The organism is bacterium, assembly GCA_024742285.1.
In the GTDB taxonomy this organism is placed as follows: Bacteria; Myxococcota_A; UBA9160; order UBA9160; family UBA4427; genus UBA4427.
Genome location: JANSYR010000005.1, coordinates 61895 through 75963, shown reverse-complemented (window position 1 = coordinate 75963; position 14069 = coordinate 61895). Strand labels below are relative to the sequence as shown.

14 protein-coding genes are annotated in these 14069 nt (G+C 68.9%); 7 read left to right on the top strand and 7 right to left on the bottom strand.

What is annotated here, in order from left to right; genetic code table 11:
• Positions 1-4: 4 nt before the first annotated feature.
• Positions 5-793, bottom strand: a complete 789-nt coding sequence (locus NXI30_11235) for an SDR family oxidoreductase (protein ID MCR9094780.1) — start codon at positions 791-793, stop codon at positions 5-7.
• 115 nt (positions 794-908) lie between these two features.
• Here NXI30_11235 and NXI30_11230 point away from each other — a divergent pair, with 115 nt between their 5' ends.
• Both NXI30_11230 and NXI30_11225 read left to right on the top strand, forming a co-directional pair.
• On the top strand, positions 909-2828 hold the full coding sequence (locus NXI30_11230; GenBank protein MCR9094779.1) for an ABC transporter transmembrane domain-containing protein: 1920 nt from the start codon (positions 909-911) through the stop codon (positions 2826-2828).
• A 36-nt stretch (positions 2829-2864) separates the two neighbouring features.
• Positions 2865-3029 carry a hypothetical protein gene (locus NXI30_11225; protein ID MCR9094778.1) on the top strand — a complete coding sequence of 55 codons (165 nt, stop codon included), beginning with the start codon at positions 2865-2867 and terminating at the stop codon, positions 3027-3029.
• A 13-nt stretch (positions 3030-3042) separates the two neighbouring features.
• On the opposite strand, the gene NXI30_11220 is transcribed toward NXI30_11225, so the two are convergent.
• Positions 3043-3393, bottom strand: coding sequence for a hypothetical protein (locus tag NXI30_11220; GenBank protein MCR9094777.1), 351 nt, complete (start codon positions 3391-3393; stop codon positions 3043-3045).
• 42 nt (positions 3394-3435) lie between these two features.
• Positions 3436-3915, bottom strand: coding sequence for a MarR family transcriptional regulator (locus NXI30_11215; protein MCR9094776.1), 480 nt, complete (start codon positions 3913-3915; stop codon positions 3436-3438).
• Positions 3916-4089: 174 nt separating this feature from the next.
• Between NXI30_11215 and NXI30_11210 the strand changes: the two genes are divergently transcribed.
• Genes NXI30_11210 through NXI30_11200 form a run of 3 tightly spaced genes read left to right on the top strand, consistent with a single transcriptional unit; the run spans position 4090 to position 6793 of the window.
• Positions 4090-5211: an amidohydrolase gene (locus NXI30_11210; protein MCR9094775.1), complete on the top strand. Its 1122-nt coding sequence runs from the start codon at positions 4090-4092 to the stop codon at positions 5209-5211.
• Between the two features lie 2 nt (positions 5212-5213).
• Positions 5214-5645 (top strand): OB-fold domain-containing protein, encoded by a 432-nt coding sequence (locus NXI30_11205; protein MCR9094774.1) that lies wholly within the window; start codon positions 5214-5216, stop codon positions 5643-5645.
• Positions 5642-6793, top strand: a complete 1152-nt coding sequence (locus NXI30_11200) for a lipid-transfer protein (protein MCR9094773.1) — start codon at positions 5642-5644, stop codon at positions 6791-6793. The genes NXI30_11205 and NXI30_11200 overlap by 4 nt, the downstream gene beginning before the upstream one ends.
• An 80-nt stretch (positions 6794-6873) precedes the next feature.
• On the opposite strand, the gene NXI30_11195 is transcribed toward NXI30_11200, so the two are convergent.
• The gene (locus NXI30_11195; GenBank protein MCR9094772.1) at positions 6874-7521 is read right to left on the bottom strand and encodes a phospholipid scramblase family protein; all 648 of its coding nucleotides are present in this window, start codon (positions 7519-7521) and stop codon (positions 6874-6876) included.
• 124 nt (positions 7522-7645) lie between these two features.
• Here NXI30_11195 and NXI30_11190 point away from each other — a divergent pair, with 124 nt between their 5' ends.
• Positions 7646-8959, top strand: coding sequence for a CoA transferase (locus NXI30_11190; GenBank protein MCR9094771.1), 1314 nt, complete (start codon positions 7646-7648; stop codon positions 8957-8959).
• 10 nt (positions 8960-8969) lie between these two features.
• Positions 8970-10142 (top strand): amidohydrolase, encoded by a 1173-nt coding sequence (locus NXI30_11185; GenBank protein ID MCR9094770.1) that lies wholly within the window; start codon positions 8970-8972, stop codon positions 10140-10142.
• Here the strand turns inward: NXI30_11185 and NXI30_11180 are convergent.
• The 3 genes from NXI30_11180 to NXI30_11170 all read right to left on the bottom strand — a co-directional run bounded on the left by NXI30_11180 (position 10099) and on the right by NXI30_11170 (position 13990).
• Entirely contained in the window at positions 10099-11562 is a 1464-nt protein-coding gene (locus NXI30_11180; GenBank protein ID MCR9094769.1) for an APC family permease, read from the bottom strand. The genes NXI30_11185 and NXI30_11180 overlap by 44 nt on opposite strands.
• Positions 11559-12776: a hypothetical protein gene (locus NXI30_11175; protein MCR9094768.1), complete on the bottom strand. Its 1218-nt coding sequence runs from the start codon at positions 12774-12776 to the stop codon at positions 11559-11561. The genes NXI30_11180 and NXI30_11175 overlap by 4 nt, the downstream gene beginning before the upstream one ends.
• A gap of 338 nt (positions 12777-13114) precedes the next feature.
• Positions 13115-13990 carry a class I SAM-dependent methyltransferase gene (locus NXI30_11170; GenBank protein MCR9094767.1) on the bottom strand — a complete coding sequence of 292 codons (876 nt, stop codon included), beginning with the start codon at positions 13988-13990 and terminating at the stop codon, positions 13115-13117.
• Between the last annotated feature and the right edge of the window lie 79 nt (positions 13991-14069).

The following is a 14069-nucleotide window of genomic DNA, read 5'->3' as shown; positions in this document are numbered from 1 at the left end:
GGGGTCAGACGATCATCGCGCCCGCGGTCACGTGGAGCTCGACCCCGGTGACGTTGCGGGCCCGATCGGAGCCGAGGTAGACGCACGCCTCGGCGATGTCGTCGGGATCGACGTGGCGCTTCAGCGCGACGCCGCGCGCGACCTGCGCGCTCATCTCGTCTCCCGAGACCCCGGCGTGGGCGCCCATCTCTTCGAAGAGCCGCGTGAGGCCTTCTCCGGTCGTGTACCCGGGCGTGACCACGTTGACGCGAACGTTCTTCCCGCCCATCTCCCGCGCGAGGGTCTTCGACAAGCCGACCATCGCGAGCTTCGTCGACGAGTACTCGCCGTTCTGGGCCTGGAGCGCGGTCGTCGCGAGGGTCCCGATGTTGATGATCGAGCCGCCGCCCGCTTCGGCCATCTTCCGGGCGGCATCGGCGCAGAGCTTCATCGTCCCGATCACGTTCATCTGGACCGAGTCCGAGTAGGTCGACCAGTCGTTGTCGACGAGCTTCCCGCGGAAGAAGCTCGCCGTCGCGACGTTCACCAGCACGTCGAGGCGGCCGAATTCGTCGATCGTCCGCTCGACGAGCGCTGCACTCGCCTCGAGGTCCGTCAGGTCGGAGGGGATCGCAAGCGTTCGCCTGCCCGTCTCCTCGGCGATCTCCTTCGCCAGCTCGTCGAGTGGTTCCCGCCGCCGCGCGGCCACGACGACGTCCGCCCCGTCCCGGGCGCAGGCGATCGCGGTCGAACGACCGATCCCCGGTCCGGCCCCGGTCACGAGCGCCACCCTGCCCTTCAACGTTCGATCCATCTCGGTCCCGTCCCCCTGCTTCGCGCGAGCGTTCGAGCCTAGCCCAGGGATCCGACGCCGGAGCGACGCAGGCGTTAGACTCCGCCCGCGCGCCCGCGCCCCGATTGGACCCGACTTGAGCAGCTCCGCCTCCACACCCGACGCGATCCCGCCCGTCGACGCCGACCCGGTCGAGGAGATCGCCCAGACCGAGGGCGCTGCCGCTGCCCCCGTCGACCCGGCGACCGCGTCGGACGACGAGACGGCGCGCCGCCGCCCGAAGGGCAAGGACCTGAAGCCCCTTCGCGGGCTGCTTCCCTTCGTGGCGCGCTACAAGGGCACGGCGATCCTGGCGCTGATCGCACTCGTCGCGTCGACCGCGGTCACCCTCTCCTTCCCGATGGCTTTTAGCGCCGTGATCGACACGGGCTTCGGACAGGAAAATGCCGGCGCCATCGACCGGACCTTCCTCGTCCTGATCGGCGTGGGTCTGCTGGCCGGCCTGACCAGCTCGATCCGGTTCTATCTGGTCTCGTGGATCGGCGAGCGCGTCGTGACCGACCTGCGCGCCGCGGTCTTCGACCACATCGTCGGCCAGAGCCCCGCGTTCTTCGAGAAGAACCACACGGGCGAGATCCAGGCGCGGCTCACGACGGACACGACGCTGATCAAGACCGTCGTCGGTTCCACGGTCTCGATCGCCCTCCGCAACGCCTTCATGCTCGTGGGCGCGACCGCCCTCCTCTTCTGGACGAGCCCGCGCCTCGCCGGCCTCGTGCTGATCGCGATCCCGCTGATTCTCGCGCCGCTCCTGCTCTTCGGTCGGCTCGTGCGGCGACTCAGTCGCCGCAGTCAGGACACGCTCGCCGACACGAACGTGTTCGCGAGCGAAGCGCTCTCGTTCATCCAGACGGTCCAGGCCTTCACCCACGAGGCGGCCGATCGAAGCCGCTACCGGAACGTCGTCGAAGTCGCCTTCGACGCGGCCCGGGCGCGGATGATCGCGCGCGCCGGCCTGACCGCCCTCGTGATGTCCCTCGTCCTCGCCTTCGTGATCGCGATCGTCTGGATCGGCGCCCGCGACGTGCTGGAAGGTTCGATGACCGGCGGCGACCTGAGTTCCTTCGTGATGTACGCGCTGATGAGCGCGGTCGCCCTCGCCGCGGTGGCCGAGGTCTGGGGCGACGTGCAGCTCGCCGCAGGTGCCGCCGAGCGGCTCTTCGAGCTGCTCGGGGTCGAGCCCGAGATCGAGATCGCCGCGAACCCCGTCGCCCTCCCGGAGCCGCCGGTCGGCCTCGTCGAGTTCGCGGGCGTCGACTTCCGCTACCCGACCCGGCCCGAAGTCGCAGCCCTCTCGAGCCTCGGCTTCCGAGCCGATCCCGGCGAGACCGTCGCGATCGTCGGCCCCTCCGGCGCCGGCAAGAGCACCGTCCTCCGCCTGCTGCTCCGCTTCTACGACCCCCAGGCCGGCGCGATCCGCGTCGACGGCGTCGACGTGCGCGACGCCGATCCGCGCGACGTCCGCGCACGGATGTCGATCGTTCCCCAGGAAACGGCGATCTTCACGGAGAACCTGAGGGAGAACATCCGCTATGGCAGGCCGGAGGCCACCGATGCGGAAGTCGAGGCCGCGGCGGCCGTCGCGCTCGTCGACGAGTTCGTGCGCGACCTGCCGCGGGGCTACGACACGATGCTCGGCGAGAACGGCATGACCCTCTCCGGAGGCCAGCGTCAGCGCGTCGCGATCGCCCGCGCGGTCTTGAAGGACGCGCCGATCCTGCTCCTCGACGAAGCGACGAGCAGCCTCGACTCCCAGAGCGAGCGACTCGTCCAGCAGGCCCTCGAGCGATTGATGAAGGGCCGCACGACGATCGTGATCGCCCACCGGCTCGCGACGGTTCGCGGCGCCGACCGCATCCTGGTCGTCGACGGCGGGCGGGTCGTGTCCAGCGGACGCCACGAAGCGCTCGTTGCCGAGGGCGGGCTCTATGCGGATCTCGCGCGCATGCAGCTCACCGGTGCGCCGGGAGACCCCGCGCGCGGCGACGCGGCCTGATCGAGCAGCTACGCTCCGGCCTCGACAGGGGGGATCATGAGCGAAGACGCGAGCCGCTACGTCTGTCCGAACTGCACGGGGCCCATGGACGGCCTCAAGTGCAAGATCCGCTGTCCGCGCTGCGGCTACTTCGAGTCCTGCTCGGACCTGGAGCCCGCGCCGCCGATGTCGGCGGCGCCGCCGGCGCGCCCCGGTCGCTAGCGATCCCCTGGCGCTAGAAGATCCAGCCCGGCGAGCCCTCTTCCGGGACGGCGTCCACGAAGTGGAACTCGAAGCCGTGCATCCGCGCGTAGAGCGAGTCCGCCTCGCCGTCGCCGATGTGGATCCAGCGCGTCGTGTGCGGGAAGCGTGCCTTCACTTCGTCGAGCTTGTGCTTGTGGTCGATGAAGTCGAGGACGATCCCGTGGCGCTCCCAGAGCAGGCGCTGGTCGCTCTTGGTCCGATCGGAGGCCGAGCCGACGACGTAGCCCAGGGCCTGCGCGCGATGGATCCAGCTGAGCGGGATCCAGCCGGGCGGGTCCCCGACCTCGAGCGTTCCGTCGATGTCGAGGCTGAGCAGAACCATTCGAACTCCCCGCCGCCGCGTCGTGGCGGTCGGCGTTCGTGATCAGCGTCGCAGGTCGATCAACTCATCGTCGTCGCGGAATGCGCGGTCCAGGAACTCGGCGTCCTCACAGAGCCGCGCGAATCGCTCGGGGCCGAGCCGTTCGGCCACGAGCTTCGTATATCGCTCGTCGATCCGATCGATGTCGGCGAGGAGCTCCCGGCCGCGGTCGGTGAAGACGACGCGACGGGCCCGCCCGTCCTCGGGCTCCGGGATCCGCTCCACGTAGCCGAAAGACTCGAGATTCTGGACCAGCTGCCCGGTCCGCTGAGGCGTGAGCCGGAGGCGATCCGCGAGCTCGGACATCCCGAGCCCCTCGGAGGGGAGGTTCACGATCAGATGCGAGGCGGCGGGAGAATACTCGTGGCCCAGCCCCTCGATCTCGGCGCCGATCTCTCCCCGGATCGCGTTCGCCGCACCGATCAGGTGGCGCAGCAGTCCGTTCGCCGTCGGCGTCGTCTTCTGCGGGCCGTCGCCGCTCACACGTCTCTCCTCCGCCTCGCCGGCCCTCGTCCGGCGTGCGGCACCAAGGCTAGACCGTCCGCGAAAAATACGAAAGGCCCTTGTCTATTTTCCGCCAGGCGGGTATCAAGGTGGGGCGAACCCGATCCGGACCGCCCACCGCGCGTGGGCATCCGCCGCTGGAGGGCCCTCCCGATGGCCGCAGCCGAACGCCTGATCTCGTCCGACGACCACGTCGACCTCGCCCACGACGCCATCAAGGCGAACCTCGCCTCGAAGTACCACGGCGCCTACGACGCCGCGCTGATGGAGTTCGGCATGGGCATGGCGAAGACCATGAGCTCCGAGGCGAACGCGCTCTGGCGGAAGCAGCAGGACCTGCCCGACGCCGAGGTCCGGCGGATGGACTCGCTCGAGGGTCGCAACTACCCCGCCGCCGGGCGGCCGGGCCACACGGACGCGAAGGCCCGCCTCGAGGATCTCGACGCGGACGGGATCGAGAAGTCGGTCATGTACTGCGAGGTGAGCGCCTTCCGCTACCTCTACCTGCTGAAGGAGGGCAACCGCGAGGCGACCCGCGCCTTCAACACGACGATGCACGACTTCGCCGAGATCGATCGCGAACGCATGGTCGTGTCGTACCAGATTCCGATCCACGACATCGAGGCCGCCGTCGCCGAGGTGAAGTGGGTCGCCGAAACCGGCGGCAAGTCCCTCCAGCTTCCGGTCTACCCGGCGGAGCTCGGCCTCCCCGACTACTGGGATACCCGCTATGACCCGCTCTGGCAGGTCATCAGCGAGACCGGTCTCCCGGTCTGTCTCCACATCGGGCTGAACACCCAGCTCGAGAGCCTCGCCCAGCGCGACCCGACCCCGCAGAAGGGCATCTTCGTCGGCGCCGTCGCCCTCACGACCGCCGAGCCCCTCGGCATGTTCATCATGGGCGGCGTCTTCGAGCGTTTCCCGAAGCTCAAGGTCGTCTTCGTCGAGCCCGGGCTCGGCTGGGTCGATTGGTGGCTCTACATCGTCGACGACCTGAAGGCGCGACAGGGCTACGAATTCCCGGCGATCTCGAAGCCGCCGAGCCACTATTTCCACCAGAACGTGTTCCTGACCTTCATCGACGAGCCGAACGCCTATCGCCTCGCGACCGAGCGTCTCGGCGTCGACAACATTATGTGGTCCTCGGACTATCCCCACCCGGTCACGAGCTGGCCGCGCTCGCGGGAGATCGTGAACAACATGTTCGACGGGATTCCCGCCGAGGACCGCGCGAAGATCGTCCACGGCAACGCGACGCGGGTCTGGAACCTCTAGGCGTGGCGGACTCCACCCCGAGTGTGATCGCGCCGACGCCCGACGGCGTCGACCAGTTCTTCTGGGACGGGGTCGCGCAAAAGCGGTTCCTGCTCCAGAAATGCACCGCCTGCGGCGCGCTCCGGCAGCCCCCAGCGCCGATGTGCGCCGAGTGCAACGCCCTCGAGTGGGACACACAGGAAGCGAGCGGGCGCGCCACGGTCTACAGCTGGCTCGTCTCCCATCACCCGACCGAGCCCGACGCCGCGCCGCGGATCATCGTCGTCCTCGACCTCGAAGAAGGCGTGCGGTTCGTGGCGAACCTCGTCGAGTGCACGCTCGACGACGTCCGCTTCGGCCTCCCGGTCGAGCTCACCTGGGTCGAGTTCCCGAGTATGAACCGCGAGGCCCCCCAGATCCTTCCGCAGTTCCGCCCCACCGGAGACGGCGGATGACGGAGCGTACCCTCCGCGACCAGGCCGCGATCGTCGGGATCGGCCAGACCGAGTTCTCGAAGAACTCCGGCCGGAGCGAGCTCCAGCTCGCCGCCGAGGCCAGCCTCGCCGCGATTCGCGATGCCGGACTCGAGCCGGCCGACATCGACGGGATGGCGACGTTCACCCTCGACTCGAGCGACGAGCTCCTGCTGATGCGGGCCCTCGGGATCCAGGAAGTCAACTACTGGTCGCGGGCCCCCTTCGGCGGCGCCGGCGCGAACACGACGATCATGCAGGCTGCCGCCGCAGTCGCGAGCGGCGCGGCGAAGCACATGCTCGTGTGGCGCGCCTTCAACGAGCGCTCGGGCCACCGGTTCGGCCAGCCCCAGGATCCCGGGACGACCGTCGGCTGGAACTGGTACCTGCCCTTCGGCCTCGACACCCCGGCCAAGATCTACTCGCTCACGTTCCAGCGCTACATGGATCGATACGGATTCACCAACGAGGACTTCGGCCACTACCCCGTCGTCGCGCGCAAGCACGCGGCGACGAACCCCGCCGCCTGGTTCTACGAGCGGCCGATCACCCTGGAAGACCACCAGAGCTCGCGCTGGATCGTCGAGCCGATCCTGCGCCTGCTCGACTGCTGCCAGGAGAGCGACGGCGGCGTCGCGCTGGTGATCACGACGCCCGAACGCGCCAAGGACCTGGCGAAGCCCGCGGTCTCGATCCGCGGAATCGTCGACGCCCAGCTGATCCATGGCCACGTCATGTTCAACTACTACCAGGACGACCTCTCCCGCTACGAGGAGAACTACCGCGCGGCGAGCCGGCTCTGGGAGATGACGGGGCTCGGCCCTTCGGACATGGACGTCGCCACGATGTACGAGAACTTCAGCCCGATCGTCTTCATGCAGCTCGAGGGCTACGGCTTCTGCAAGGCCGGCGAGAGCGTCGACTTCGTCAAGAACGGCCACATCGAGCTCGGCGGTACGATCCCCGTGAACCCCCACGGCGGCCTCCTCGGCGAGGCCTACATCCACGGCGTCAACAACATCCTCGAAGGCGTCCGCCAGATCCGCGGCGAAGCCGCCAACCAGGTCGAAGGCGCCGAGCACGCCCTCGTCGCCGGCGGCCGCGGCGGCATGGTCCTCGGCAAGGCCTGAGTCCCGAGCCACCTCCCCGAGCCTTCAGCGCAAGGAGCGCCCTCCAAGGGGCGCTTCGAGAGGCGCGAAGCGCCGATGGACTAGTCGCCGAAGGACAGCAATCCGTCCGAGCCCTGGTTGTTCTCGAAGAAGTCGAAGTCGATCGAGATCGCCGCGGCGAAGAGGACCCAGCGCTCGGGCCCCGTCCAGGTCCCGCTCTCGATCACCACCCGGAACGTGTCCGCGTCCGCGAAGATCTCACGCAGCGCCCCGCCCCACTTCTTCGAGACCTCTGCCTTCCCGCCTTCCCGCTCGTGGTCCACGGGGAAGGTCCACAGCCGCCAGAGCGGGCTCGCGACCCGGGCGAAGCAGTGGCCGTGCTCGTCGAGCAGGTCGTATTTCTTGTACAGGATTCCGAAGCGGCGCTCGACGCGACCGAGTCGCGCCCCGCCCTCGGCGAGGACCTCGAGCGACGAGAACAGAAAGAAGAAGGGCCGTTCCAGACGGAGGACCGGGGAACCATCGGCGTCGTGCACGCGGACGTCGAGAGAGCGGTGGGAGCCGAAGAAGTTCCGCTTCATGAAGCCGCCGATCCCGCTCGAGATCTCCGAGATCGTTCCGACCTCCGTCTGGTCCTCCGACAGGATCTGATACTGATTGCGGGTCTCGAAGTCGACCAGGATCTCCGTCCACTCCTTCTTCTGGCGGATGAAGTACTGGTTCGCGTTCTCGACCAGGTCGCGCAGCATGGCTCCCTCCCGGCCCGGCACGGCAGACGCCGCACGGACCCCGGACCAAACATACCCGTTCGACCGCGACGCCGAGTCGGGATTCACCGGCGGCGGGCCGAATCCGGCGCGGTAGCATCCCGCGATGGGCTGCGAGTCGACGAACGCGCCGCAGGGCGCTCTCCACGACCTCCGCGTGATCGAGTTCGCGCAAGCGCTGGCGATTCCCTACTGCGGCAAGGTCCTCGCGGACATGGGCGCGGACGTGGTCAAGGTCGAGCCGCGACGTGGGGACACCTACCGTCTGCAGAACCGGACCCACGTGAAGCACGAGGGTCGCGACTTCGCGATGTGCAACCGCGGCAAGCGGAGCCTTTGCCTCGACCTCACCCACCCGGAGAGCCGCGACGTGATCGACCGGCTCGTCACGGAGGCCGACATCGTCCTCGTCTCCATGAAGGGGTCGGACGTCGCGCGCTACGGCCTCGACTACGCGCGCCTCCGGGAAGTGAACCCGCGCCTCGTCTATCTGGAGAACTCCCCCTACGGCTCGCAGGGACCGCTCGCGATGGACGGCGGCTACGACGTCGTCGCCATGGGGCTCTCGGGCCTGTCGGCCCTGCTGGCGTCACCGGACGAGAGCGGCACGACGCCGCGTTTCGTTCGCCCCGCCCTCGCCGACATCGTGACCGGCATGCTCTCCTCCCTCGCCGTCGTGACCGCCGTCCGCCACCGCGACCGCACCGGGGCGGGCCAGCGCGTCGAGACCTCCCTCTTCCACACCGCGCTCGGCCTCATCTCCAACATGATCTTCCGCTTTGAGGACCTCGATGGGGACCACATGGACGCGTTCGCCGAGCGGCTGGCCGAGCTGCGGGCGACCGGCGCCGGGTTCGACGCCCAACAGACCGAGTTTCGCGATCACTTCGGCGGCTGGCCGGCCGGGAACATCTACTTCCGGCACTACCGCACCCGGGACGGGTTCCTCTCCGTGGGCTGCCTCTCCCCGCGCCTGAACGAGCGCTTCCGGAAGGCCACCGGGCTGGTCGATCCACGCGGCCTGCACGGGTTCGACCCGTCCGACGCTCGCGGCCGGAGGGCCCTCGAGCTCCTGCAGGAAGAAGCCGAAGCGCTCTTCGCCACCCGCGACACCGAAGAGTGGCTCTCCCACCTGCGCGAGCACGGCGTCCCCTGCGCCCAGATGAACTTCCCCCACGAGATCTTCGACGACGAGCAGGCGGTCGCGAACGGCTATATCCGCGAGTTCGAACACCACGCCCTCGGCCGCTATCGCGCAGCGACGACGCCGCTCAAGATGGACGCGACGCCGCTCGGCGCGCGGCTGCCCTCCCCGCCCCTCGGTGCCCATACCGACGAGGTCCTCGGCGAGATCGGCGCGAGCGCCGAGCAGGTGGCGAATTGGCGCGCGGCCGGCGTGGTCGGTCGCTACGACGAGTGAGGAGAACCCCATGGTCTACGCCCCCGATGCCCGCCCCTACTACGATGCCGACAGCCACATCATGGAGCTGCCGGATTTCCTGCGCGTCTACGCGGACCCGGACCTCCGCGACGAGCTGCCGCTGATCGACTACACGGCGTCGATGAACAAGCAGGAGGACGTGGACGCCTACCTGCGGGACGGCGGACACAGCGCCGAACACGTCGCCGAGCACCTCGCCTACGGCGACGAGCTGATCGCGAAGTCGAAGGAGATCCACGCACTCGGCGCCTTCGACGGCGCGCAGCGGACCCAGGCGATGGATCTGCTCGGGTTCAAGAAGCAGCTCGTCTTCGCGACCCACAGCGTCGTCTCGCCCTTCCACCCGAGCTCGAAGAAGTCGACCCGATGGAAATACGGCGCCGCGCGGGCCCACAATCGGCACATGGCCGCGTTCTGCGGGGACGACGATCGCCTGATGGGCGTCGGTGTCTGCGCCCTCGACGATCCCGCCGCCGCGATCGCGGAGCTCGACTTCGCGATCGAGGCGGGTCTCGAAGCGATCTGGGTGCCCCACCGCGCTCCGATCGACATCTCTCCCGGCCACGTCGACCTCGAGCCCTTCTGGGCGCGACTCGCGGAAGCCGGCGTCCCCTTCGTACTCCACGTCGGGGGTTCCCCGCTCCATTCGCTCAAGGCCTGGAGCAACAACGGCCGCAGCAAGGTCAAGGACTTCTTCGGGGGCGGCGAGAACGTCCGGACGAAGGACGCCGCACTCATGCACCAGACGCCGGAAGCCTTCCTCTCCGTGCTGCTCCTCGACGGGGTCTTCGAACGGCATCCTACGCTGCGCGGCGCGGCCGTCGAGCTCGGTGCGGGCTGGGTTCCCGAGATGCTGCGACGACTCGACTCGGTCACGAGCATCTATGGGCGCGTGGACAAGAGCGTTCGCTTCGAACGCAAGCCCTCGGAGCAGCTCACGGCGCAAATGGGCTTCACGCCCTTCCCTCACGAAGACGTGGCGCAGCTGATCGCCGACTCGAACGAAGAGCTCTACCTCTTCTCGAGCGACTATCCCCACGTCGAAGGCGGCCGCGATCCGATCGGGAAGTTCGAGCGGTCCGTCGCGAGCGTCTCCGCCGAAGCGCAGACGAAGTTCTTCAGCGAGAACTTCCTTCGGCTCTGGCCGGAGGCCCGCGTCTGAACTGACCGTCCTGCCCGACGACGTCGCGCGAGTCGGCCTCGCCGACCAGGATGGCCGGGTCGCGCATCCGGGCCTCGAGATCGACACCTCTCCGCGCGAGCAATCGACGACGGATCGGGTACCAGGCGAACGCGAGGACGGCACCTCCCGCGAGCCCCAGGACCACGCCCACGGGCAGATCGCGCCCGAGCAGGATCACGCCCAGGATCGCCGAGATCTCCGAGAAGACGAAGAGCGCCCCCATCCCGAGCGGCCCGGGCCGCAGGATCGAGCGCGCGAAGCGCTCCGGGTGGGCCTTCGGGATCCGCAGGACGGCCCAGTAGACGAAGAGCGCGGGAAGGGTCGCCGCGATCGTCGTCGCCCGCGCGATCGCGCTGATGTCGAGACCCGCGACGAGGGGAACGAGCCCGATCACGGCCATGATCGACAGGATCACCCAGGGCGCACCGAACCGGTTGAGCCGCCCGAGCGACTCGGGGAGCAAGCCGTCCCAGGCGGCGACCAGGAAGTTGCGTGGGAGCTGGATGAACTGGGCGTTGAGGGTCGTCACGATCGCGATGCCCGCGCCGCCGACCAGGAAATAGGTCAGCGCCCAGCCCGGAAGGAAGGCCCGGCCTGCCACGGTCAGCGGCTGGTCGACCATCTCGCGCCAGGGCACGACGCCGACCGCCGCCAGCGCGATCCCAGCGTAGAAGACCGCGACGATCAACGTCGCGAGGACCATCACACGCGGCAGGGTGTGCTCGGCGTTCTCGACCTCCCCCCCGAGGCCGACCACGAGGTGCGCGCCCCCGGTCGCGAACTTGAGCAGGAAGATCGCGGAAAGGAACCCGCCGACACCGTGGGGCATCATCGGATCGAGCCGCGCCGGATCGACCTCGGGGAGAGCGAAGCCCGCATAGATCGCGAGCGCCGAGAGCAGCACGAGAACGAGCACCGACTGGACCCCCGCGGCCATCCGGAGCCCCAGGAGGTTCGCCCCGAAGAGCACGACGAGCACCACGATCCCCCAGCCGTTCACCGAGAGGATGGGCAGGATCGGATTCAAGTAGAGGCCGAAAGAGGTTCCGTAGAGGCCCAGGCTGATGCTGGCCAGCAGGATCAGCATCAGGACCCCGGACCCCATCCACGCCCCGCCCAGTCGCGAGGTCCACACGTAGAATCCGCCGACGGTCGGGAGCGCGCCGCCGGCGATCACGATCGGAAGCGCCACCACGATCGAGAAGAGCGCCGCCGCCGGATAGGCGAGCACGACGGCGGGACCGGTCATGCCGATGGCGACGCCCGTCAGGGCGACGACGCCGGCGCCGATGATCTGGCCCATCGCGATGAAGAGCAGGTCCCGGAAACCGAGGACCCGTGCGAGCTCCGGGCCCGTTCGATCGCCGGACTGCCCGGCTCGCGCAGCCTGCGTGCTCAAGTCGCCGAGGGCCCGCCGCTCAGGATCGGTTCGACGGCGTCGAGGGCCGCGATCCCCTTCTCCTCGAGCGCCGCGAGCGGGACCTCCTGGATCGTGACTGCGGGCGCGCCCTCGGTCTGGATCAGCCGGAGACTGAACACCCCTGCCTCGTGGTCGAAGGTGTCGATCCAGTTGCCGCCGATCCCGGGGTCGCGGTCGGCCATCACCGCGAGGATCGACCCGTCTTCCTCGAACGCCGCCTTGAATTTCGTGATGTAGCCCTGGCCGTCCTCGTAGACGTCGAGGTTCTCCTGCCATCGATTGCAGACCTGGAGGATCCAGTGCTCGCACTCGGCGGGCGTGAAGCGGACGACGAGCGCCGTCTCCTTCGGCTTGCGCCAACAGCCGAAGCCGTGGAGCCGATCGAGCACGCCGCCGTTGCTCAGGTAGGTCGCCTCGGAGAAGTCGATCGTGTTCGGACGCTGGGAGAGGTTGTCGAACCACCAGGCGCGAACGAGTTCCGCGTAGCCGAGCACGATCTGCGCGGTCTTCGCGAGGCCTTCGCTCATCTCGGCCGCCCGGATCGGTCGCGGTGCCGGCTGGTCGAGACGTTCGATCTCGAAGGTCGGGGGGACGACCGTGCTGCGGTCGTTGTAGACGGTCCGGATCAGCAGGCCCGTCGTCTCCGGCTGGAGCGCGAGCCCGTTCTTCTCGGGCGGCGACTGCGAGAGGATCAGCTCGAAGTTCCCGTTCGCGTCGAACTCGAGCTCCCGACTCGAGAGGAAGGACGTCGTCGTGAGATTCGTCGGGTCGAACTCGGGAAGCGACGCGACGCCGGCCCCCGCCCAGTCGCGGGCACCGAGGTCGGCGGGTTGAGGCGCCGCCCAGGTCGCGACCACGAAGTACGGCAGCGTCCCGCGGTTGCCGCGGATCCGGTACTCGTGGCTTCCGTCGACGAACTCGCACATCAGGTGATCCTGATCGGGGCTCTGGACGTTGATGCTCTGGCGCCACGGCGCGTCCCGCAGCCGCGGTCGCTCCGGCTCGCAGTTCTCCACCATGCGCTCGAAGCCGTTGCGCGTGAGGCGGGAGAGAAAGCGATACCACTCGGCGCGCTCGAGATCGGAGGGCTCGTCGCCGAAACCTTCGATCACGCGACCCGCCACCTTGAGCGTCTCGCAGAAGTCGTCCCAGGCCTCTCCCGAGACGAGTCGATCACGCGCGCGGTCCGTCATCGATCCGATCTCCTCAGCGACGCCCGACCTCGTCGGGGCGGGGTCACGATAGAGAAGCCGGGCGCTCCGTGCTGGCGGCCTCGGATTCGCGATGCCCTCCCGGATTCGCTGCCAGGAGCCCCGTCCTGCTCTCCGCCGAACCGGCCCCGCGATCGATCCCACCGCCCTCGAACGCACGCTCGAGGACACGCCCTGCGTGGCGAGCCTCGGCGTCGCCGTCGAAACCGTCGAGGGGGGACACGTGCGTAGGCACGGTCTTCTACTGCATCACCGAATAGCGCTGGACTCGGCAGCAGCCCACCGCTCGCGCGCCCCCGTCGCCGAGCGCCCGCAGGCGATCAATCAGCGGGCTTCGTGCAGACGACGCTCCAGAGGGGCGGTGCGACGTCGCGGCGCTCCATCCCGACGAAGCCCGCCTCGCCGAGCACGACCGTCTCGTCCCAGACCAGCCACTGCTCCTTGTAGGGCTCGTAGAAACCGCGGTAGTCGTGGAGGTCGTCGTGGGGCGTGTCCGTGAGAACGAGGGTCCCGCCGGGTCGGAGGATCCGCTTCACTTCGTCGAGGATCGTGCGCTTGATCTTGTCCGGGCACTCGTGGAAGACGAGGGTGATGACGACGGCGTCGACGCTCCCGTCCTCGAGGCCGGTCGCTTCCGCGAATCCCTGATCCAGGCGCAGGTTGCCGACGTCCGCGTTCTGGACGCGCCCGGCGATCACCATGAAGGGCGAGGCATCGATCGAGCGGACCGCCGCGTCCGGAAGGCGCCGCGCGATCGCCGCGCCGAGGTCACCGGTCCCACCGCCGAGATCGACGACCAGCCGAGCGTCCTGCGGAACCAGGGCCGCGAGCTCGTCGCGCACGCCGAGCGACTTGCGCGGGTGGGCCTCCTCGTAGATCGCCTCCATCGCGCCGCGATCCCCGACCGCCGCCGCTTCGGAGAGGTAGCCGCCCGGCACGCTGTGGAAGGGCTGGCGGTAGTAGGTCGGGTAGTCGATGTCTCCGAACGCGGCGAGCTCGACGTCCCAGTCGATGTCCGAGAAGTCCGGGACGACCTGCTCACCCATGCGCTTGATCACGCGCATCATCCGATGCTTGGGCTCGGGGCAGCTCATCTCCTCCTGGATCTTCTCGAGGTGCCAATCCGGCGGCGGGTAGCGGTCCCCGGCGAGGGATCGCATGTCGAATCCACCGCGCTGCGTCTGCTCGTCGCTCATGCTCGGGTCTCCTCCGTCCGCCGCGTGCTCGCCGGCTGCCTCGAGCATATCATTCCGGGGAGGTCGCCCGTCCCGGCGA

Bases quoted from the DNA above. Each gene is read 5' to 3' on its own strand.
- NXI30_11235 (MCR9094780.1), bottom strand. From the start codon at position 793: ATGGATCGAACGTTGAAGGGCAGGGTGGCGCTCGTGACCGGGGCCGGA.
- NXI30_11225 (MCR9094778.1), top strand. From the start codon at position 2,865: ATGAGCGAAGACGCGAGCCGCTACGTCTGTCCGAACTGCACGGGGCCC.
- NXI30_11220 (MCR9094777.1), bottom strand. From the start codon at position 3,393: ATGGTTCTGCTCAGCCTCGACATCGACGGAACGCTCGAGGTCGGGGAC.
- NXI30_11210 (MCR9094775.1), top strand. From the start codon at position 4,090: ATGGCCGCAGCCGAACGCCTGATCTCGTCCGACGACCACGTCGACCTC.
- NXI30_11200 (MCR9094773.1), top strand. From the start codon at position 5,642: ATGACGGAGCGTACCCTCCGCGACCAGGCCGCGATCGTCGGGATCGGC.
- NXI30_11195 (MCR9094772.1), bottom strand. From the start codon at position 7,521: ATGCTGCGCGACCTGGTCGAGAACGCGAACCAGTACTTCATCCGCCAG.
- NXI30_11190 (MCR9094771.1), top strand. From the start codon at position 7,646: ATGGGCTGCGAGTCGACGAACGCGCCGCAGGGCGCTCTCCACGACCTC.
- NXI30_11185 (MCR9094770.1), top strand. From the start codon at position 8,970: ATGGTCTACGCCCCCGATGCCCGCCCCTACTACGATGCCGACAGCCAC.
- NXI30_11175 (MCR9094768.1), bottom strand. From the start codon at position 12,776: ATGACGGACCGCGCGCGTGATCGACTCGTCTCGGGAGAGGCCTGGGAC.
- NXI30_11170 (MCR9094767.1), bottom strand. From the start codon at position 13,990: ATGAGCGACGAGCAGACGCAGCGCGGTGGATTCGACATGCGATCCCTC.